The organism is Ruegeria sp. H6 (genome assembly GCF_056532975.1).
Genome location: NZ_JBQFOA010000019.1, coordinates 24,603 through 45,309, shown reverse-complemented (window position 1 = coordinate 45,309; position 20,707 = coordinate 24,603). Strand labels below are relative to the sequence as shown.

Sequence of the window (20,707 nt, the reverse complement as noted above, 5' to 3'; positions counted from 1 at the left end):
ATGAATCTAAGCATGAAATCCCTGACAGTGTCGGTCTCACTGGGTCTCTTGGCCCTGCCCGCTGCAGCGGCTGAAGAGGTAAAAATCGGAGTCCCATCCTGGACTGGTGCTCAGGCAATCGCACATATTCTAGGGGCGGTTGTCGAGATGAGGATCGGAGGCACGGTCGAGTATGTTCCCGGCAACAACGCGACAATTTTCCAGGCGATGGACCAAGGTAAGGGCGACATCGATGTTCACCCTGATGTTTGGCTACCTAATCAACAAAGCTTTACTCAAAAATACGTAGATGACGCGGGAACGGTCACCTTGTCGTCTAACCCTTACGAAGGAAATCAAGGGTTCTGTGTATCCAAGGACTTTGGTGAAGCGAACAACATCACCGATATTGCCGATCTGGGTCGCCCAGATGTCGCCGAGCTAATGGACAGTGACGGGAATGGCCGTGGCGAAATGTGGATCGGTGCGCCAGGCTGGGCTTCGGCAAATGTGAACGAAGTCAAAGTACGCGACTATGGCCTGCTTGACTTCATCGAACCGGTCCGTGCCGAAGAAAGCGTAAAGACAGCGCGCATCAAGGACAGCATTGCCAAGGGCGAGGGCTATGCCTTCTATTGCTATAAACCGCACGCGGTTTGGTACATGTTTGATGTGGAAATGCTGTCGGAACCCACGTTTGACCCCGAAAAATATGTGATGGTGCAGCCGTCGGATGATCCGGATTGGTACGAAAAGTCAACGGTTGCTACCAAGGACGCGCTTAAGAACGTGCAGATCGCATGGTCCAACTCGCTGGTTGATCGTTCGCCGGCAATAGCTGAGTTTTTTGCCAACTTCCAACTGACGGCTGATGATGTTTCAGCCTTTGCCTTCGAAATCAGTGCCAACGGCCGTGACCCGGCGGACGTAGCAAGAGAATGGGTCGAAGCGAATCCTGAACGAGTGGATGGTTGGCTGGGTCTTTGAGCCCAACCTGAAGCAACATCCATGGTGGCAGCTCCACTTCGCTGCCATCATGAGCCAACAAGGCCCATTCCGAGGCCGCTGGGGGACGCATGGGCGACGATACGGTTATTGAAATTTCGAATGTCTGGAAGATTTTTGGAGCGAAGCCAGAAGTCGCGTTACAGGCAATCCGAGAGCGTGGGCTGAGCAAAGCCGAGGTTCTAGCTGAATTCAACTGTGTTGTCGGTGTAGCCGATGTCAGCCTGTCTGTGAACCGCGGTGAAATATTCTGCATCATGGGCCTGTCTGGCAGTGGCAAGTCCACGCTGGTGCGTCACTTCAATCGGCTTTTGGAACCTACCGGCGGCAAGATAGAAATCGAAGGAACCGACGTTATGGCACTGGGGCCGCAAGAGCTGCAGCAGTTCCGCAATAACAAAATCGGTATGGTGTTTCAGAATTTCGCTCTGATGCCGCACCGTTCGGTTCTGGACAACGTGGCGCTGCCCTTGGAAATCAGACAAGTTAGCAAAAATGAACGTATGCGACAGGCCGCGGCAATTCTGGACATCGTTGAGTTAGGGGCCTGGGGATCGAAGTTCGCGCATGAGTTGTCTGGTGGAATGCAGCAGCGCGTGGGCTTGGCGCGTGCATTGGCTGCGAACCCAGATGTGCTGCTGATGGATGAGCCGTTCTCGGCGCTCGATCCACTTATCCGACGACAATTGCAGGATGAATTTATTCGGCTCAGTAAGATTTTGAAGAAGACCACCATCTTCATCACGCACGATCTGGACGAAGCGGTGCGCATCGGTAATCGAATTGCAATCATGCGCGACGGCAAAGTAGTTCAGATCGGCACTGCCGAAGACATCGTTATGAATCCTGCCGACGATTACGTGGCAGACTTCGTAGCAGGTATCTCGCGCCTCAAAGTGGTGCGCGCCCATGCAGTGATGCAACCGATTTCAGACTATGTAGCCGCCCATGGCCCGTTGGCCGCAGACGCACCGCGCGTCAATGAGGCGGAAAACCTTAGCACTCTGATCAATTTGGCGATTGACCACAGCAGCGCCATCCTGGTGGAGGACGGCGGCAAGGATGTGGGTTTGATTACCCGCGCTGATTTGCTGCGCACAGTAATCGAGGGGACGGAAGTATCATGAGCACATCCGACGCGAACCCTGATGGCGTAAACCCGCTGGAAGATACCGAAAGCGAAGCTGCTCTGGCCTATGCTGAAGAGCGGCGCGAGAACATTCGCACGTTTGTTCGTACTAACCCCGACTATTACATCAAAAACTTTGACAAGATCGGCGCGTCCGCTCGCTTTACGGCGACCTTCAATCTGATGGCCGGGATTTTTGGTCCGATCTGGTTCGGAGCGCGTGGATTGTGGTCATGGGCGCTCCCATTCCTAATCATTGAAACACTTGCCTATGTGCAGATTGCCCGCGGTCTTTTTGGAGATCTCGCAGCCGACGCGATGGCTCGTATCGCTTCGATTGAGGGAACGTTGGAATTGCGCCGTCAGCAACTGGCTGCTGCGATCGAAGCAAACTCCGACAAGATTGATGTCTACCAGCGCACCGTCGAATCTCTTGAGGCCAATATCGGCGGTATACGAGCCGAAGCCGAAGCATTGGCCGCCCAAGGCCCCGCGATCATATTGTCGGGCCTCGTTATTCTGTTATTCATAAAAGCGGTTCAGTCGGTGGTGGCAAACTGGGCGCTTGAGGCGCGGTTTTCAGAGTGGATATCGGATCGATCGATCCGTTCAGCTATGCCTGTTTCAGAGATCGTGTTCAGCACAATTTTCATGGCGTTAATCGTGACGGCGGCAATGTTGCACTACAGCTTCCCCGGGCGTTTTTCATTGCTCAGTCACTTTCCAACAGACCCCGATATCCGTTTGACCGGCATCACTTGGGTGGAAGACTTCATCGCGTTTTGCGTCCGCAACAGTGAAGCTTTTTTTGAGGGGCTGACAATCGGTATCCGTGCACTGCTCGATGCCTTAGAGGTCATACTTGTCCAGACTCCTTGGATCGTAATTGCATGTCTGATCATACTGCTCACATGGCTAACAGCCGGTATCAGCACTGCCATCTATTCAGGAGCGTTCCTGGCCTATATGGGCCTTTTGGGCTTTTGGGAGGCGGCGATGACGACACTGGCATTGCTAGGCACTGCGGCTTGTCTCTCAATCGTGATAGGCATTCCACTTGGTATGTTCGCTGCAAGGCGCCCGCGTTTTTATGCATTCATCCAACCAATTATGGACTTCATGCAAACCATGCCGGCGTTTGTCTTCATGGTGCCTGTGATCGCGTTTTTTGGCGTCGGCAAGCCTGCAGCTGTTATTGTCACGATGATTTTCGGCGGTACTCCTGTGGTGCGCCTGACCGTACTGGGCCTGCGCGGTGTACCTGAAAGCGTGCGCGAAGCGGCAATCAGTTTTGGTGCAAACAAATGGTATTTGCTCACTAAGGTCGATCTGCCGCTGGCAAGCCCCTCGATCCGGGCAGGAATCAACCAGACCATCATGCTCTCGCTCGCCATGGTGGTGGTGGCTTCGCTGATTGGTGCCAAGGGTCTGGGCGAGGATGTACTTGAGGCGCTGCAATACGCCAATGTCGGACAGGGAATTCTGGCAGGCTTTGCCATCCTATTCTGCGCCATGATACTTGACCGAATTGTGCAGGGACAGCGCAAGTGAGGCCGCTTGTCCTGGTCCATGGTTTCATGGGAGGAGGCGCGCAATGGGAGCCGCAACAGCGCGAGTTTTCAAAAAACCATAAGCTGATCGCGATAGACTTGCCTGGGTTCGGACAAAATGCAGGCTTGCCTAGCATCGACACGATCGGCGGGTTTGCTGATTGGGTTCTGGACCAGTTGTTCCGCCTCGGCATCGAATACTTCAACCTCTTGGGGCATTCGATGGGCGGAATGATAGCGCAGGAGATGATACACCGCGCCCCGCAATGCATCGATAAATTGATCCTCTACTCCACTGGCGCGGTCGGTATCCTGCCCGGTCGTTTCGAGACGATTGAGGAAAGCAAACGGCGCGCCCAAACCGAAGGGTACCAGGAAACGGCTCGTCGGATCGCTGCGACGTGGTTCTTGGAAGGCCGGTCCGCTGAGGCCTATTCAGACTGCGCTGAGATAGCCGAGCAATGTGCACCGGATGCCATGATCAAGGGGCTGGACGCTATGCGCGCGTGGCGCGGCGATAATCATCTTGCTGCCATCAAAGCTAAAACTCTGGTGATCTGGGGTGACAAGGACCTCACGTATTCATGGTCTCAGACCGAACAGCTTTGGAAATTAATAAATCAGGCTGAACTTTCCGTCGTTCCCGGCTGCGCCCACGCAGTACATCTGGAAAAGCCCGATATCTTCAATGCGGTGCTGTCGGATTTCTTATACCGGACCGAAAAAGACCTTTGCGCTTAAACGTCAATGTATAACCACCGAGACATACCTTAGATACCTTTTGGGGATCACTCAGCATCAATGGCCAATGAAACTATCGACAACAAGAAACCAATTGCTCTCGATTAAACGGCGGCTTTGGGCACTTGGTGCCTATTCGTTTGGATCGCAGCATTTAGCAGTTTGGGCTCCGAGCGGACCTCACAGGCGGCGCGGCATCAGAACGATCTCAAACACCTAGAAAGAGACAAGGGCGGCCCTAACCGGACTCTCATCGGATTACTCAGATGCTGCGGTCGCAGCCCGCATAGCCGCCGTTCGCAGCATGAGTGAGATACGAACACGGTCGAATTCACGGATTGCGGGACAAACCAGACATCAAACAAACAATGCCAATTGTCTGGTTGTGGGTATTTTGGGTCAATCGCGCCCAGATGTGTTCCACAAATGCGGTTACACAAATCTATTCACGTAATTCTCTAGTATTTCCTGTCGGCCTGACTTGGGATCGGGATTTATCCCATCACGTAAAACTCGGGCGGAAATTTCTTCCAGGCCTTTGCCCAACATGGACACTGCACCTGGTGTATTCCAACCTGAATACCGTTCCATCAGTGAGTCCTCCAATCCCCCATCATCAATCATAGCGGCCGCTGCTTTCAAACCGCGTGCGCATATGTCCATTCCACCGATATGAGCCGCCACCAGATCGACAGCGTCAATCGATTGCCGGCGAATTTTGGCGTCGAAATTTGTGCCGCCGGTGGTAAAACCACCAGCCTTCAGGATGTAGTAGTAAGCCAGGGCAACTTCCGGTGTGTTGTTCGGGAACTGGTCTGTGTCCCATCCAGACTGGTAGTCGTTTCGGTTCATATCAATTGAACCCAGCATTCCCTCAGAAGCCGCAACCACAATTTCATGTTCAAAGCTATGCCCGGCAAGGATCGCATGGCCCTGCTCGAGATTCAGCTTCACTTCTTTCTCCAAACCGTACTTCCTAAGAAATCCGATACAAGTAGCTGCATCATAGTCGTATTGGTGCTTGGAAGGCTCCTGAGGTTTCGGCTCCACAAGAATAGTGCCTTTGAACCCGATCTTGTGTTTGTACTCTACGACCATGTTTAGAAAACGGCCCATGTGGTCCAGCTCAGTTGTCAGGTCCGTGTTCAGAAGGGTTTCGTAGCCCTCACGACCACCCCACAGAACATAGTTTTCGCCGCCTAGTTTGTGAGTTGCATCCATGCAGGATTTCACGGTCGCTGCAGCGAATGCAAAAACGTCGGGATCAGGATTGGTACTGGCGCCAGACATCCAGCGACGATGACTGAACATATTGGCCGTACCCCAAAGCAGTTTGGTGCCAGAAACTTGCATCTTTTCACCGATGTAATCGGTGATTTCTTCCAATGTGCGCAGGTTATCGGCAAAATTTCCCTGTTCGGGCCGGATATCAGCGTCGTGCCAGCAAAAGAATGGCTGCCCCAAAAGCTCAAACAATTCGAAAGCAATATCTGCCTTATGGCGGGCCCGGCCCATATCGTCCTGAGGATACCATGGACGATCAAATGTCGGACCGCCAAACGGATCCCCACCCTCCCACGCGAAGGAATGCCACCATGCCACCGCAAATCGCAGATGGTCCTCCATACGCTTGCCCATGATGATTTCATCCGGGTCGTAGTGACGAAAGGCCAACGGGTTCTTGCTATCCACGCCTTCAAACTGGACCTTCTCGATCCCTTCAAAAAATCCACTTGGCATTTCTGCCCCCTATTCTGCTTTTTGTGCTGGCTGCTTGCCGAGAATGATCATCGACAAAAGATCGTCATCAGTGACGTCTGCGATATCGACCGTCCCAACCAGTTTTCCGTTCTTCATGACCGATGCGCGGTCGCACAGTTCCATAACGGCATGCACGTCGTGGTCGATCAGAAATATCCCGATGCCTTGTGCCTTTAGCTGGTGGATCAGATCCGCCACCATCTGAGTTTCATGTGGCCCGAGCGCTGCTGTGGGTTCATCCATGATCAGGATACGGGCGTTGAAGTAGACGGCCCGAGCGATCGCCACTGATTGTCTTTGCCCCCCCGACAAGGCGGAGACCGGGTCATTGAACTTCTGAAAGTTCGGGTTGAGCTGAGCCATGATCTTTCGGCACTCGGCCTCCATGGCTGCGTCGTTGACCAAACCAAAAGGCGTCGTCATCTCGCGCCCTAGGAACAGGTTCGATGTCGCGTCCAGATTGTCGGCCAAGGCGAGCGTCTGATATATCGTTTCGATGTTATTCGCCCTGGCGTCACGGGGATTGCCAATCTCGACTGGCTTGCCATCAATCAGGATCTCACCGTGATCCATCTGATAGGCGCCGGACAAAACCTTGATCAACGTGGATTTTCCGGCCCCGTTGTGGCCAAGCAAACCAACGACTTCACCCGGATAGAGATCGATCGAAACATGGTCGACGGCCTTGATCCCACCGAAGGAAATTGAGATGTCGCGCATCTCGACCAATGGCGGCGCGCCTGAACCGCGACCAGTGCCAGAAGGTTTTTTCTGAGTATCCTGAGCTTGCATCACTTGGCCCCCAGTCGCTTGCGGTAAACGATGTCGATATAGACAGCCAACACGAGGACGCCGCCGACCACGATGTTCTGAAACGGCGCGTCGACACCAACCATTGCCATGCCCGATTGCAGCGCCTGCATAATCAATGCACCAAGGATTGCGCCATAGATGGTACCGATACCACCCGACAATGCGGTTCCTCCGATCACTGCAGCGGCTATGACCCGAAGTTCATCGAGCGTGCCAATGTCGTTCGAATGGTTTGCCAAGCGGGCAGAGGCGACCACCGCGGAAACAGCGCACAAGAAACCCATCAAAGCAAAGATTTTCACTGTCAGCAGCCGAGTGTTGATACCTGAAAGCTCTGCCGCATCCGGGTTGCCGCCGGTGGCAAAGATGTAGCGTCCAAACCGGGTTTTCCGCGCCACAATTGTCAGCGTGACAGCCACTATGATTAAGATGAGTACAGAAATCGGTATACCGTATCCTACAACCAGCCCTTCTGGCATTGTCTCTCCGCGCGCTTCGAACATACGTTGCAGCCGGCGCGTCGGAATGGCGTAGCTGTTAACGATGTAAACGTACCCAAGGATAGCAATTGCGATTATCCCGGCCAGAGTGGCCTCGGCCCAGACAGGTTTGACCGGGAAACCATGTGCCGCTTTTGCTCGGCGACCGCTCCACAAAGCCCAGATCGCGATTGCTGTCGCAAACAAGCCGAACAGCCAGCTTGTCGTCGTTCCCAATGTTCCGTTGGTCCCGCCAAACATCAGGAATGTACTATCCAGAGGACCAATCGTCTGGCCGCTGGTCAAATACCACGCCACGTTTCGCCAAACCAGGAATCCACCAAGCGTAACGATGAAGGCTGGTATCGTCAGATAACCAACCATCCAGCCATGAAACGCACCAATCAGCGTGCCGACAAACAACCCGACGACAATGGTGATCGCCCAGGTTGCAGGATTGTTCAAACCCATCCCAAGCACCTGCGGCAAAAGCTCGGTTTGAGTCATTGCCATCACAGCCGAGGTTGTTGCCAATAGTGCGCCAACCGACAAGTCGATGTGTCGCGTGACGATAATGAACACCATCCCACATGCCATGATAGCAACCGATACTGTCTGGATGGACAGGTTGAACAGATTGCGCGGCGTCAGGAACCTTCCATCTGTGAAGATGTTAAATCCGATGCACAAGATGACAAACGCGCCGATCATTCCCAAAAGCCGCATATCCAGTTCCAACTGCTGGAACAGGCTGGGTTTTGCTTTTTCCGGTATCGGCTGAGACGAAGTTTCGGTCATTTCCGATCTTTCATTGTCAGCAATTGTCCCTGGCCCACAAAGGGCCAGGGACCAGGGAGTTTAATTGCAGGGCGCAGGGCCGTTTTCGACACCCTGGCAGAGGTCAGCCAGCGGGATCCATCCGGCATCCACAACAACAGACAGATTATCCTTGGTAATCGGAACCGGTGCCAGGAAAACCGAATTCATCTCGGTGCCACCTGGTGAAGTCCAGCTCACTGCACCTTCGACATCAGCAGGACTTGTGCCGCCGCTCAGCGCAACAGCGATTTCGCCAGCGGCCTTTCCAAGTTCGCGAGCATCCTTCCAAACCGATACCGTCTGCGTTCCCAGTGCGACACGGTTCAACGCTGCGTGGTCGCCGTCCTGACCGGAAACCGGAATGCCTTCCATGCCCTGTGCGGTCAGCGCTGCAACAACACCGCCTGCAGTACCGTCATTCGACGCAACGACTGCATCCACGTTGTTCTCGTTCGCGGTAAGGATTTGCTCCATGTTCCGCTGCGCGTTCGCGGGCAACCAACCATCCGTATAGGCCTCCCCCACGATAACGATGTCACCACTGTCGACGGCCGCGCCGATGATCTCTTGCTGACCACCCCGCAGGAAATCCGCGTTTGGATCGGTGGGTGAACCCTTGATCATCACATAATTGCCCTTGGGCATGGCTTCAAAAACAGCCCGGGCCTGCATTCTGCCTACCTCGACATTGTCGAAGGTTAGATAGAACGCACGGTCATCCTCAATGAGGCGATCATAGGCAATGACCGGAATACCTTCGTCCGCTGCAGCTTGAACAGCCGGTCCGATTGCCTGCGCGTCCTGGGCCAGAATGATAAGCGCGTCTACACCTTGGGCGATCAGGCTTTCAATGTCCGAAAGTTGCTTTGCGGAAGACGACTGTGCGTCTGCAGAGATGTACTCGGCACCTCCAGCTTCAAGCGCCGACTTGATGGCCGCCTCGTCCGTTTTCCAACGCTCTTCCTGAAAGTTCGACCAGCTTACGCCGACCACTGGCTCTGCGAATGCGGTCGAAGCCAACAAAGTGGCCACAGCCGAAAAGCTGAGAATTTTTTTCATGATTTCCTCCCATTTGCCGAGCCATCGCATTTCGATTCGCGGCTCTCACAAATTTCAATATCATATTTATTTCAGCCGGTAAAATATTTACTCTACAAGCGGCGTTAAAATTCAAATAGATTGGGCCAACAGCAAGATTCGCGAGGACAAGATGCTGAAAAGCAAAGCCTCTCCGGTTTCTTTGGAACAAAGAAACGCAACCCGATTGCGGGTATTGGAGCACATCAGAGCCAAGAGATCCGTCTCGCGGATCGATATTGCGTCCGCCTTGCAAACCAGCCCTGCGACTGTCACCGCCGCCACGGCTGATCTCATCTCGGCCGGGCTGGTCAAAGAGACTGAAAGCCAAGCACAGTCAATGTCGGGGAAGAGAGGCAGACCCAGAGTATTGCTGCAATTGGACGGCCAGATGCACCTTGTGGCCGGCCTCAAGGTGGCCCGGCAAGTAATCTCAGTTATCTTGGTCGACTTTGAAGGTAACGAAGTCGCATCCCATAAATATGCTCTGGATCAAGCCAGAATGTCGCCGCAGGAATTTGTATCGGCGATCCACGAAGCTCTTGAAGAGACCTGCAGTCAGATCGATCGTTCTGTCGCTCATTTGGCAGGTGTTTCTATCGGGGTGGCTGGACTGGTCGATGCTAACAAGAATTTTGTCCACTGGTCTTCCTCGATTACTGAGAGAAATATTGATTTCAATCACTTGCTTTCAAATGAGCTGCCTTGCCCTGCATTCGTTGACAACGACGCCAATCTTGTCGCCAAGGCCGAGCAGCTTTTTGGCTTGGGCAAGGGTTTGAAGAACTTCCTCGTTGTTACGATCGAACACGGTGTTGGCCTTGGCATCGTATTGGACGGTAAACTATACCGTGGAGAACGAGGCTGCGGCGCTGAGTTTGGGCACACCAAAGTTCAACTTGACGGGGCTTTGTGCCAATGCGGCCAACGCGGATGTCTTGAAGCCTATGTGGGCGACTATGCTTTGATCCGCGAGCTGACGGTCACCGGTCATACCAACGGCATGGAATCCATTTCCGACATACATGACCGCGCTAACTCAGGTGACGAAAGAGCATCATCAGTGCTTGCTCGCGCAGGTCAGATGTTTGGCCTCGGGATTTCCAACCTGATCAACTTGTATGACCCAGAGTGCATCATCGTCTCAGGAGCACAAATGAGTTTCGAACATCTGTGTTCCAACGAAGTAATGAACCGTATTCGAAACGGGGTCGTGAAGGTCGATGCGCCTTTACCCGAGATCAAAGTTCATCATTGGGGCGACATGATGTGGGCAAAAGGTGCCGCAGCATATGGGATCGAGCAGATCTCGATCCTCAAAGTTAAGGAACTTTCTGCGAATGCGTCCTGAGCTTACGATACTTGTGGCTTTTGCCTCTGTTGCGAACGCGAACACCTACGTTCCTAGGTTTTCAAACGTGGATGTGCCGAAACATATCTATGATGGAGGCTGGGAGCATTTTGTTGGCGGAGGCGTCGCCGTTTTTGATTGCAATGGGGATACCCTGCCGGAGCTCTTCTTAGCAGGCGGATCCAATAGCTCTCAACTGTTCATAAACACTTCGAGAGAACAGATATCCTTTAAGACAGAAACACCAGAAAGCTTGTCGCTGACAGGTGTGACTGGGGCTTATCCTCTTGACGTTGATGGTGACGGCATAATGGATCTGGCGATTTTGCGTGTTGGCCCAGACCTGCTTCTTCGTGGCCACGCCGACTGTCAATTCAGCCCTTTCGATACACTCGGTTTTCAAACGGAAGATCACTGGACCACAGGTTTCTCAGCAACATGGGAAAGCGGGCAAACCTTACCGACCTTGGCATTTGGCACTTACGTTGATCGGTTCGATCCCGAAGGTCCTTTTGAATCATGCGGCCCGACCCTTCTCTATCGCCCCGAAGGCGGTTTGTACCGTGAGCCACTGTATCTTGCGCCCGGCTACTGCTCACTTTCTATTTTGTTTTCGGACTGGGCCCGAACTGGTCGCGCGGATCTTCGCGTCAGCAATGACCGTCACTACTATGTGCGCGGCGGTCAGGAACAATTGTGGGCGATGGCGCCGGAACCCCGGCAATATACAGAAGACGAGGGCTGGCTTCCATTTTCGATTTGGGGAATGGGGATCGCCTCTCGGGACCTCACAGGGGACGGATTTCCCGAAGTTTACCTGACTTCGATGGGTGATCAGAAACTCCAGGTATTTGACCCAGTTGCAAACGGCCCGACCTGGCGCGACGCGACTTACGAAAAGGGTACGACCGCTCATAGGCCGCATATTGGAGGAGACGGAAGGCCATCGACCGGATGGCACGCACAGTTCGGCGACGTCAACAACGACGGCCGAGACGATATTTTCGTGGCCAAGGGAAACGTAGAACAGATGCCAGATGCGGCTCTGAACGACCCCAATAACCTACTACTACAGAACTCCGACGGTCAGTTTATTGAAGCCGCAGCAGATGCCGGTGCTGCCTCGATGGCTAAGTCTCGCGGCGCGGCGCTTGCTGACCTTAACAACGATGGGAGGCTGGATCTGGTGGTCGTCAACCGAGGTTCTGAGCTCGAAGTCAGTCAGAACACTACTCGGAGTGGCAACTGGCTATTGCTGGATGTCACTCAGGATCAAACCAATCACGCAGCAATTGGTGGATTTATTGAAGTCAAAACCTCGCTGGGCGTTCAGACCCGCGAGCTAACAATCGGCGGCGGTCACGCTGGTGGTATCGCTGGGTTTCAGCATTTTGGGCTTGGGAGTGAGTACCAGGTGCAGGTTCGTATGATCTGGCCGGACGGGTCGAAAGGCGAGTGGTTGGACTATCAGCCCAACCAAATCATACGTCTTCGCCGCTGATTACTTTTCAAACGGTAACCCGCTTGGAACTTGATCGGGCACACCTAGCCGCTCTGCCGGGTCTTCAAGGCTTTCCAGAAATCTGAGAAGAGCGTCGATTTCCTGATCGGTTAGTTTAATATTCGACAGGCTGTTGCTTTGGGCAATCGCCTCCACGTGCTCATTGTCCAACATTGCCCTTTGATCTTTGGTGCCCGGGAAGTCCGGCAATGCGGCCAACTCGATCGAGTAGTTTTTTAATGACGAAACCGCGTCCAGATGATGCCGCACGATGTCCTCAAGTTCGGCAAAAGCTCCGTTGTGCCCGTACGGAGCTGTCAGTGTCACGTTGCGCAAAGATGGCGTGCGGAAAGCAAACGCGTCGTCGGGATTACCGGTCACGCGAAGACGCCCGTCGTCCCTGACGTGGTTTTCAAATCGCGCCGCCTTTCCCGGGCCGATCTGCGGCAGTGCAACCGAATGAAACTTGTGGTCGGTCTGGAACCAGCCCGAGTGGCAATTGCTGCATCCGGCTCTTCCATAAAACAAGCCCATACCAATCTCAGCCTCTTCTGACAGCTCAGCCTCACCTCGCATCGCGCGATCGAAGAGGCTGTTATCAGCGCGCCACTCGAACGCGATAAAGTCCGCGATTACGTTGGCAATTGCCGTGAACGTAATTTCATCATCCGGCGCTAAGTCATCAAACCTCTGCTCGTACTCCGGAATGGCCGAAACACGTTCTGCAATCAGATCCCACGCACCGCCTTGCTGTGTCAGAAATCCGAGGCGAACCGCTTTGCTAACGTCATTCTCAGAATAGTGACCCGCCATTTCGTCTGGCGACAAAACCGGGAACATGGCCTGTGCGGCAAGCGCTGAATTGAAACCAGAACGCATATGAGTACCCAACGGGGTTCTGATGCCATCAGGTTGCGTTGTGTCTGCCTCCAGCCGCCCATCATGGAAAAACGTAGTGAACTCAGTGGCTCCGAGGTTCCAGAGCCCTGGCGAGTTTCGTGGGATACGCTGTTCCGGGGTGTTCTCTGGGTTTAATGTTCGCTCTGGACCCAACCCAATTCCCCCTTCCCCTATACCAAGGGAAACACCGTCGGACGTGCCAAGCCTGGGATGATGACAGGTCGCGCAGCTGATATTCTTGTTGCCAGACAAAATCGGGTCATAGAACAGCAAACGCCCCAGCTCAGCACTTCCAAAGTCAGGATCGAGGAACTCCGGCAAAGGACCAAGCGATTGGGCACGCGCACCGCTCTCCACTGAGATTACTAATCCGAAAGCCAAGAATAGCGAAACTGCTCTCATGTCATTCCTCAGAAACTTCTAGAATAAGTTCCTGCCGATACGGATTCTCCGGAGTATAGATGATTGAAGGAAACGACGAGATATTCGGTGCATTGGGATAACCCGATGGTTCGATACACACACCACGCGAAGCGCGAAGCGGTTTTGTCAGCTCATAGCCCGAATAGACCTGTGCTCCGGGTTGGTCTGAGTAGACGGTCAACGCAAGGCCAGAGAGTGAAGTGATTTCCGCCACCGAGACATTTGGGTCGCGATCCTGATCAAAGCAGAAATAGTGATCGATCCCTTCGGAAACACTCCCAATCGTATTGGGCGTTGAAAAATTCAACCCGCTTTCGTTTGTCGCAAGCACTCTGCCCGACGGAATACCCTGATCATCGATTTCCAGATACCGATTTGAAGCGAGTTTCAGCTTATGCCCGTCTACGCCTTCTGCAGCACCCAAAGTGTAGTAGTTATGTTGCGTAATGCTTATCGGCGTCGGCCGATCAGGCTGTGCAGCTATTGAATAGACCAAGCGTGAGCCCTGTAAGCATATCCTGACTTCGAACCTGATATTCCCCGGAAAGCCGCTCTCGCCGTCGCGAGAAACATACTTCAGAAAGACTTCGTTCTGTGCAATCTGTTCGAGATACCAAAACTGTTTAGACAGTCCATCGTCGCCACCATGCAGGGTGTTTTTTCCCTCATTGGCGTTCAATTCAAAACTGGTGCCATCCAAATCAAACGTCGCGCCGCTGATCCGGTTGGCAATGCGCCCAACAATTGCGCCCAGGTAACGCGTATCGGTGAGATACTCATTTGGGTCCTCGAACCCAAGGATGAGCGGGACGTCCTTGTACCACCACCCCTGCGTGATAGCCCCATAGTTCAGGACTGAAACACGCATATTCCCATCCGTGATAATAGCAGCTTCGATCCCTGAGGCTCTACTCGTTTCTGGTTTCATCTTACTGCCAGCGGCGCAAGCGCCTGATAGAATTGCTTGTATCTCCGGTATTCGTTTTCGTAGGCGTCAATCAGATCGCCACGTGGTTCAATGCGTTCCTGAATTTCCGGCGGCGTCATGACTTGCGCCGGTTCAGCGCCGTTGGCAGCACATATCGCGAGTCGTGCAGCGCCCAAAGCGGCACCGAATTCGCTGCCTTTTGGCAAATCCAGTGGAACTTGCAAGATAATAGCCAAGGTTTCCAGCCAGAACCGAGATCGTGCACCTCCCCCTACTGCCATAAGGCTATTTGGCTGGGTTCCGGTGCTCCTCAGTGCTTCCAGGCAATCTCTCATTCCAAATGAAACACCCTCCATTACGGACTGGGTCAACTCAGCGGGTTCCGACGAGATGTCCACGCCCAAAAACGCGCCTCGAATATGGCTATTGTTATGCGGCGTCCGTTCTCCTGACAGATATGGCAGGAAGGTGATCGCTGTTGGTCCATTCAGTTTTTCAGGCATAGCTGAAGCGAGTCTTTCCACGGGTTCACCCAGATTGCGCGCAAGCCAGTTCATGCTGTTCGTTGCTGAAAGCATGACACCCATTTGTATCCAGCGATCAGGAACCGCATGACAAAAACAGTGCACGGCTGTTTCCGGATCAGGAGCATAAATTTCCCGCGCAACAAGCAACACGCCAGACGTTCCGAGTGAGACAAAACCGGTGCCGTCGTTGATGCTTCCGATCCCGCAGGCAGCGGCAGCATTATCGCCAGCGCCTCCAGCCACGACAACTGGGTTCGAAAGCCCCCACTCCTGCCTCAAACTGACCTTCAACTCTCCACTCGGATCACTGCCCTCAACCAAGTTCGGCATCTGCTCGACACGCATGTGACCTATGGCTAGTGCCTTTTCTGACCACTGCCGAGTGTCAACGTCCAGCCAGGATGTTCCTGCGCTGTCAGACACGTCTGAAACATATTCGCCAGTCAGCCAAAACCGCAAATAATCTTTCGGCAGCAATACCTTGCCCACCTTTGAGAACACATGCGGTTCATTCGCACGCAACCATTCGAGTTTTGGCGCCGTAAACCCAGGGAACACGATGTTTCCCGATATTGCGCGCATCTCTGGCGATTGATCCAGTATCCTCGCCTCATCAGCTGACCGTGTATCGTTCCAAAGAATACAGGGCCTCAATATTTCGCCATCAGAATCCAGTAGTGTAGCGCCGTGCATGTGTCCGCTTAGGCCTATACCTCGCAATTTTGAGAATGCTTGCTGATTGCCGACGCGAAGCATTCCAACAACCTCTTCGCAAGCGTTGGTCCAATCCAAAGGATCCTGTTCAGACCAGCCAGGCCTAGGCGTCGAGGTAGAAATGCTGACCTCGGCATCACCGACAACGTGTCCTGTGTCATCTACCAGAATCCCGCGGAGACCTGACGTTCCCAAATCCAAACCAAGATACATTCAACGCCACCCGATTAAATATTTTATCGATTAAAATTAATCGAAACCGTGTTCTTGTCAAGGTTCCGTAAAAGAATTGTGCTCCAATCACGACTGGTTCAGAATGTCCGTCTCTGTACCACGCAAAATTCGAGCAACTGGACAAGAGTCGCGTGCCGTTTCTGGTTAAACTTGTCTTGTTTGAATTGTCTCAGACACATTGTTTCAAGACATCAAAAATATGACGGCGGCAACAGGACCGGTCGCAGAAAAGAACACTGTTGAACACCGAAATTTACGGTCGGGATAGACCTCCTTTGCCAAGTATGTTCCGAAAGCGGCCTATGCGTGTTTCTGGGCAGCGGCACCAAACCCGACGCTCGCGATCCCTCAGCGGCTCTGTCGGAATGGGCTCATTCCAGACCTCGGATGCCATTGGAGCACAATTCCCTGCTCCGCCGTCAGCTAAATGCGTAGACGGCCCTTTGCTGCCGTTGAGCATACGATCAGAATTCTGCAGCCGCAGCCCGCTTTCCGGACATTCGCTGCGATTGCGAAATCGGGGAAAGCTCGAACTCACTGTCTGCGGATCAAACTACTATTCTCTGCGGTTATTTGAATTGCTGCTTATGTTACCGGTCTAACGGATTGGTCCTTAAATGACTGGATGAGATAGTCTGTCAGCGCTTTAGCAGAGGGTTTTGCATGGCGCCCACCCGCCAGAACGGCATGGACGGAGACAAGCCCAATCTCCCATTCTGGAAACAACCGAACGAGTTGCCCTGTCTTAAGCTCTGCTTTGCATCCCCAGTAACTGGTTGTGATGATGCCCATCCCAGCAACTGCAGCAGCGGTAGCGGCTTCATTGACTGTGACGGTTACGGGACTATCGACCTTAACTGAGAGCGCCTTTCCGTTCTTTGAGAACTTCCAACCTTGAGCACCTCTTCCCGCAGGTCCCAGAATGATCTTATGACTTGCCAGATCGGACGGTGATTTCGGGTTACCCGCTTTTTCAAGATAGGCGGGCGATGCCACAATCATGCGTTGGGTTTCACCGATCTTCCGCGCAATCAGCGTTGAGTCTGCCAGCTCACCAAACCGAATGGCGACATCAATTGCCTGATCTATCAGATCCTGCATTGTATCCGTTAGAACAAAATCAATTTGCAGCTCAGGATTTGCATCTACGAATTCTGGGATTCTTGGGATGATCTCTCGGACCGCAAAGCTGGTTGCACAGCCTACTCTTAGTCGTCCCTTTAGAGTTCCATCTCCTCGGGCAAGATGATTGGCTTCGTCGAGAGATGCGATGATGCCTTCCACTCTGTCCAGATAATTGACACCAACTTCGGTCAGTTTCACAGCATGCGTGCTTCTCACAAACAGAGCGGCACCAAGGTCTTTCTCAAGCTTGGAGATTATTCGGGAAACGGAGGGTTGAGAGAGACTGATCTCTTTTCCTGCCGCTGTGAAGCTTTCGGTACGTGCCACACGGCAAAAAAGACGAAGCGCAGCAACGTTATTAGTCATTTGGAAAATGAATAATAGTTAGTCATATCCACATTCTACAAACGAAATATCAAATGTTCAATATTGTCCGCATAGGCAGCGCGCTTCCTCGGCATCCAAGGAGCGAGGCGGATTGAGAAACGTGCCGCCCATTCGATTGAACACAACACAAACCCTCGAAGTGGAATGAAAAATGACCCTCCAAGACAAACTGGACGCCTTCAAAGAGACCTTCAAAGCCCAAGCCCCAGCAGAAGCCTTTGAAGCCTTTGACCGGTCCACCCAAGAGCTGATCGAAAGCGGCCAAGCCGAACGCGCTCTCAAGGCTGGCGATGATGTTCCTGATTTCGTGCTGACGGATTCGGATCGCAACGAAGTCGCTCTGAAAGACCTGCTGGCCAAAGGCCCGGTCGTTCTGACCTTCTATCGCGGTGTGTGGTGCCCCTACTGCAACATCGAACTGAAGGCCCTTGAAGGTGTTGCCGAAGACATTCGCGCCGGTGGTGCAACCCTGGTTGCAATCTCGATGCAGGGTGCCGCCGACAGCCGCAAGTCCCAGAAAGACAATGGGCTGAGCTTCCCGATCCTGACGGACAAGAATGGTGAGCTGGCCGCGAAATTCGGCATCCGCTGGACGCTGCAAGATTATGTGATCCCGGTCCATGACGGCTTTGGTGTTCACTTGCCGCGCATCCATGGCGACGGTCAGTGGAACCTGCCGATGCCCGCCCGCTACGTCGTCGATACCGATGGCAGCATTGCCTATGCGGAAGTGAACCCCGATTACACCCGCCGTCCTGAGCCTGCCGATCTGTTCCCGGTTCTCGACAACCTCGCTGCCTCCGTTGCCGCTGAATAACGCTCCCGGTGCGGCCCGCACGTTGGGCCGCGCATCTCACCAATTCAAAGCTCCCTGCACAATGCAGCAACCAGGCCTCCGCAGGACCAACAATTCGAACCCGAAAGGACGAGACCAATGAAAGGCAAACTCATTCTCCCATACATCATGACCAATATGCTGTCAGGCGTCGGCTCCGCCGTAATGTTCTGGTACTCTGGTTATGATCCCATCTGGATCGGCACATTCTTCGCCACCTTCACCATGCCATTCTTCCTGATGGTTCTGGCCGGTGCCCTTGGCCTCTCCCGTACCTCGAAAAACCTGCCTGTGATCCAGTTGATCAATCTGGCTGCTGTTGCCTTCGTGGCCTACACGCTCTTCGGTCGCGGTGGTCAATCGACAACGGCAGAATATGCCTCCATCGGTCTGGCCCTCTATGGCGCGCTGTCCATGCAGTGGTACATCCACATCTTCTCGAACTACAAGCGCACCCCAAGCAAGGCCATCGTGAAAGGTCAGGCATTGCCTGAGCTGCCGCTGCACCGCCTTGATCAGACGCCCGTGTCTTCTTTGGAATTCACCGGTGACAAGACGCTGCTGGTCTTCTTCCGTGCAAACTGGTGCCCATTCTGCATGAACCAGCTCAAGGACGTGAAAGCGCAAGCTGACCGTCTGGCTGCAAACGGCGTGAAGGTGAAATTCATTTCCAACCAAGGTTTCGACAACTCCGCGAAGCTGGCGAACGACATGGACCTGCCTGCGCACTTCGAAATCCTGCAGGACGAAGACCTCCGCGCAGCCAAGGCCCTCGGCATCGAAGATATGGGCGGCGCACCGTCCGGTATGCCCGGCTACCCGAACGATACGGTTATGGCGACTGTCATAGCTCTGGATGAGCAAGGCAACGTGATCTTCGGCGACGAGACAGACAACTACCGCCGCCGTCCACACCCAGACACATTCCTGGGCGTCTTCGAAACACCCAGCAACGTGACCGCAATGGCTGCTGAATGACGACCTACAATTTAGCCACACAGCACCGCGGACTCGTTTCGCGGTGCTTTCTTGTTCCCGCAAGGTGTATGAGAGTAGTCACAGTTGAGGATGCAACAAAAGTCGGTGTCTTTGCTCGGCCCTTAGCGGACCCTCATCGCGACAAACGGTGGCACCTCGCAGCATTCCCGAATGGGGACGTTGCTTCCGTTATGATTTCGCCTGTCGCTACGCTTTCACCAACCAATTGATCCCGTAGAGTCGCAAACCGAGGGGCGCTGACTGGGTCACCGCTCATCTACATCAGCACACGCCGCGCTCACCGTTTGTTCTGCGGCAGCCCATCCCCGATTTCATAATAATCGCCCTTCTCCGACACGAAGATATGGGTCGACAATGTGGTGTGCGTCGGTCCGTCAAACACACCCATGGCCACGGCAGTCCAATCATGATGAATCGGGTCCCAGAACAGGGTCGAGCCACAGGTGCCGCAAAAACCGCGTCGGACTTTCTCCGAGGATTGGTACCAACGGACCTGGTCTTCACCGCCGATCTGTAGCTTGGTTCGCGGAATGTCGATGGAGGCCTCATAGTGGCCGCTGTGCTTGCGGCACGCCGTGCAGTGGCAGGCGGTTGGGCGCGGCAGGTCGCCTTGGACCCGGACTTGCACGGCTCCACACAGGCATGACCCCTTATGCATGGCCCACCTCCAACGCTACTTGGGGCCGCGCATGACGGCGAACGCCGAGTGCTCGGATGAGCGCCTTGGCCTCGGTAGGCGGTTCCTGTTCGACGCGTCGGTAGTCGGTTCCATCGTTTCGGCGCGACAGCAATCCGCATGAGACCATCGTCCGGCGCAGGGTCGCAGGATCAGCGAACACGTGTTCCTCATTCAGGTTTTCGTTGACCTCCCGCTCTGACAGGGACTGATCCGCAGGCAACCTCGCCCAAAGTGCCCAAAGCGCGAGTGTCTGTACGTTGCGACGGGACGGCCATTGGCGCAGATGACCAAAGGAATCGAACTGGTGCAAAGCACGTTCCACGACCCGCGCATCTGCTGGTGGTGCTTCGGCCAGCTGCTTGAGCCTTTGGGCAGCTGCATGCGCCGATCGCATGTGCTGAACGTTCTGGAAGCCCGCAGCGCGGGCGACCATATTCATAAGGGACAGATGCTTCGGACTTTCATCACCAAGCTGATTGGAGAGCGCACGCACAAATGTCGTGAGGTCGTTCGCATGTAGCGGTAAAGGGTTCTTCGGCATGATTTTTCCACAGCGAGCGCCGGTGCTTGATCGTTGGTCGCCGACTTGACGAAGCGGCGCTCAGATCCAAGTGAAATGATGCTATGCCGTCCGATGTTTTTGGCAGGTTTAGCTCTCCCAAAGGAGCAGCGACGCCTCGGTGTCTGCCGACCGTGATGACGGAATAACAAAATTCTTGCACGACGCCAAGACGGCCGCCGCAGAGCTCTG

General features: G+C 53.9%; 18 protein-coding genes. 8 read left to right on the top strand and 10 right to left on the bottom strand.

From position 1 onward, the window contains the following. From ACR0AG_RS21150 to ACR0AG_RS21135, 4 genes are all read left to right on the top strand, one after another. On the top strand, positions 1–966 hold the full coding sequence (locus ACR0AG_RS21150; RefSeq protein WP_480842475.1) for an ABC transporter substrate-binding protein: 966 nt from the start codon (positions 1–3) through the stop codon (positions 964–966). Positions 967–1,055: 89 nt separating this feature from the next. After that, the gene (locus tag ACR0AG_RS21145; protein WP_480842473.1) at positions 1,056–2,111 is read left to right on the top strand and encodes a quaternary amine ABC transporter ATP-binding protein; all 1,056 of its coding nucleotides are present in this window, start codon (positions 1,056–1,058) and stop codon (positions 2,109–2,111) included. Further along, positions 2,108–3,664: an ABC transporter permease subunit gene (locus ACR0AG_RS21140; protein WP_480842471.1), complete on the top strand. Its 1,557-nt coding sequence runs from the start codon at positions 2,108–2,110 to the stop codon at positions 3,662–3,664. Before ACR0AG_RS21145 ends, ACR0AG_RS21140 begins: the two co-directional genes overlap by 4 nt. Further along, entirely contained in the window at positions 3,661–4,404 is a 744-nt protein-coding gene (locus ACR0AG_RS21135) for an alpha/beta fold hydrolase (protein WP_480842470.1), read from the top strand. Before ACR0AG_RS21140 ends, ACR0AG_RS21135 begins: the two co-directional genes overlap by 4 nt. Positions 4,405–4,836: 432 nt before the next feature. On the opposite strand, the gene xylA is transcribed toward ACR0AG_RS21135, so the two are convergent. The 4 genes from xylA to xylF are packed head-to-tail and all read right to left on the bottom strand — an operon-like array spanning position 4,837 to position 9,335. After that, positions 4,837–6,144, bottom strand: a complete 1,308-nt coding sequence (gene xylA, locus ACR0AG_RS21130; protein WP_480842468.1) for a xylose isomerase — start codon at positions 6,142–6,144, stop codon at positions 4,837–4,839. A gap of 9 nt (positions 6,145–6,153) precedes the next feature. Then, positions 6,154–6,957 carry an ATP-binding cassette domain-containing protein gene (locus ACR0AG_RS21125; RefSeq protein ID WP_170663755.1) on the bottom strand — a complete coding sequence of 268 codons (804 nt, stop codon included), beginning with the start codon at positions 6,955–6,957 and terminating at the stop codon, positions 6,154–6,156. Beyond that, a complete protein-coding gene (locus ACR0AG_RS21120; RefSeq protein ID WP_480842465.1) occupies positions 6,957–8,255 on the bottom strand; it encodes a sugar ABC transporter permease in 1,299 nt (432 codons plus the stop codon). The genes ACR0AG_RS21125 and ACR0AG_RS21120 overlap by 1 nt, the downstream gene beginning before the upstream one ends. Before the next feature lie 60 nt (positions 8,256–8,315). Further along, positions 8,316–9,335: a D-xylose ABC transporter substrate-binding protein gene (gene xylF, locus ACR0AG_RS21115; protein WP_170663757.1), complete on the bottom strand. Its 1,020-nt coding sequence runs from the start codon at positions 9,333–9,335 to the stop codon at positions 8,316–8,318. Between the two features lie 151 nt (positions 9,336–9,486). Here xylF and ACR0AG_RS21110 point away from each other — a divergent pair, with 151 nt between their 5' ends. Continuing rightward, positions 9,487–10,704: an ROK family protein gene (locus ACR0AG_RS21110; protein ID WP_480842463.1), complete on the top strand. Its 1,218-nt coding sequence runs from the start codon at positions 9,487–9,489 to the stop codon at positions 10,702–10,704. Further along, on the top strand, positions 10,694–12,205 hold the full coding sequence (locus ACR0AG_RS21105) for a CRTAC1 family protein (RefSeq protein WP_480842461.1): 1,512 nt from the start codon (positions 10,694–10,696) through the stop codon (positions 12,203–12,205). Before ACR0AG_RS21110 ends, ACR0AG_RS21105 begins: the two co-directional genes overlap by 11 nt. On the opposite strand, the gene ACR0AG_RS21100 is transcribed toward ACR0AG_RS21105, so the two are convergent. From ACR0AG_RS21100 to ACR0AG_RS21085, 4 genes are all read right to left on the bottom strand, one after another. Beyond that, entirely contained in the window at positions 12,206–13,507 is a 1,302-nt protein-coding gene (locus tag ACR0AG_RS21100) for a cytochrome-c peroxidase (protein ID WP_480842459.1), read from the bottom strand. A gap of 1 nt (position 13,508) precedes the next feature. Further along, a complete protein-coding gene (locus tag ACR0AG_RS21095; protein ID WP_480842457.1) occupies positions 13,509–14,456 on the bottom strand; it encodes an aldose epimerase family protein in 948 nt (315 codons plus the stop codon). Next, positions 14,453–15,910: a xylulokinase gene (xylB, locus tag ACR0AG_RS21090; protein ID WP_480842455.1), complete on the bottom strand. Its 1,458-nt coding sequence runs from the start codon at positions 15,908–15,910 to the stop codon at positions 14,453–14,455. The genes ACR0AG_RS21095 and xylB overlap by 4 nt, the downstream gene beginning before the upstream one ends. A gap of 606 nt (positions 15,911–16,516) precedes the next feature. Next, positions 16,517–17,422, bottom strand: coding sequence for a LysR family transcriptional regulator (locus ACR0AG_RS21085; protein ID WP_480842453.1), 906 nt, complete (start codon positions 17,420–17,422; stop codon positions 16,517–16,519). A gap of 172 nt (positions 17,423–17,594) precedes the next feature. Here ACR0AG_RS21085 and ACR0AG_RS21080 point away from each other — a divergent pair, with 172 nt between their 5' ends. Together ACR0AG_RS21080 and ACR0AG_RS21075 are read left to right on the top strand one after the other, a co-directional pair. Beyond that, on the top strand, positions 17,595–18,260 hold the full coding sequence (locus ACR0AG_RS21080) for a peroxiredoxin-like family protein (RefSeq protein WP_480842450.1): 666 nt from the start codon (positions 17,595–17,597) through the stop codon (positions 18,258–18,260). A gap of 117 nt (positions 18,261–18,377) precedes the next feature. Then, positions 18,378–19,256, top strand: a complete 879-nt coding sequence (locus ACR0AG_RS21075) for a peroxiredoxin family protein (protein WP_480842448.1) — start codon at positions 18,378–18,380, stop codon at positions 19,254–19,256. 298 nt (positions 19,257–19,554) lie between these two features. Here the strand turns inward: ACR0AG_RS21075 and ACR0AG_RS21070 are convergent, their stop codons facing one another. Both ACR0AG_RS21070 and ACR0AG_RS21065 read right to left on the bottom strand, forming a co-directional pair. Next, the gene (locus ACR0AG_RS21070) at positions 19,555–19,935 is read right to left on the bottom strand and encodes a GFA family protein (protein WP_480842446.1); all 381 of its coding nucleotides are present in this window, start codon (positions 19,933–19,935) and stop codon (positions 19,555–19,557) included. Continuing rightward, the gene (locus ACR0AG_RS21065; protein WP_480842444.1) at positions 19,928–20,497 is read right to left on the bottom strand and encodes a DUF2087 domain-containing protein; all 570 of its coding nucleotides are present in this window, start codon (positions 20,495–20,497) and stop codon (positions 19,928–19,930) included. Before ACR0AG_RS21065 ends, ACR0AG_RS21070 begins: the two co-directional genes overlap by 8 nt. Between the last annotated feature and the right edge of the window lie 210 nt (positions 20,498–20,707).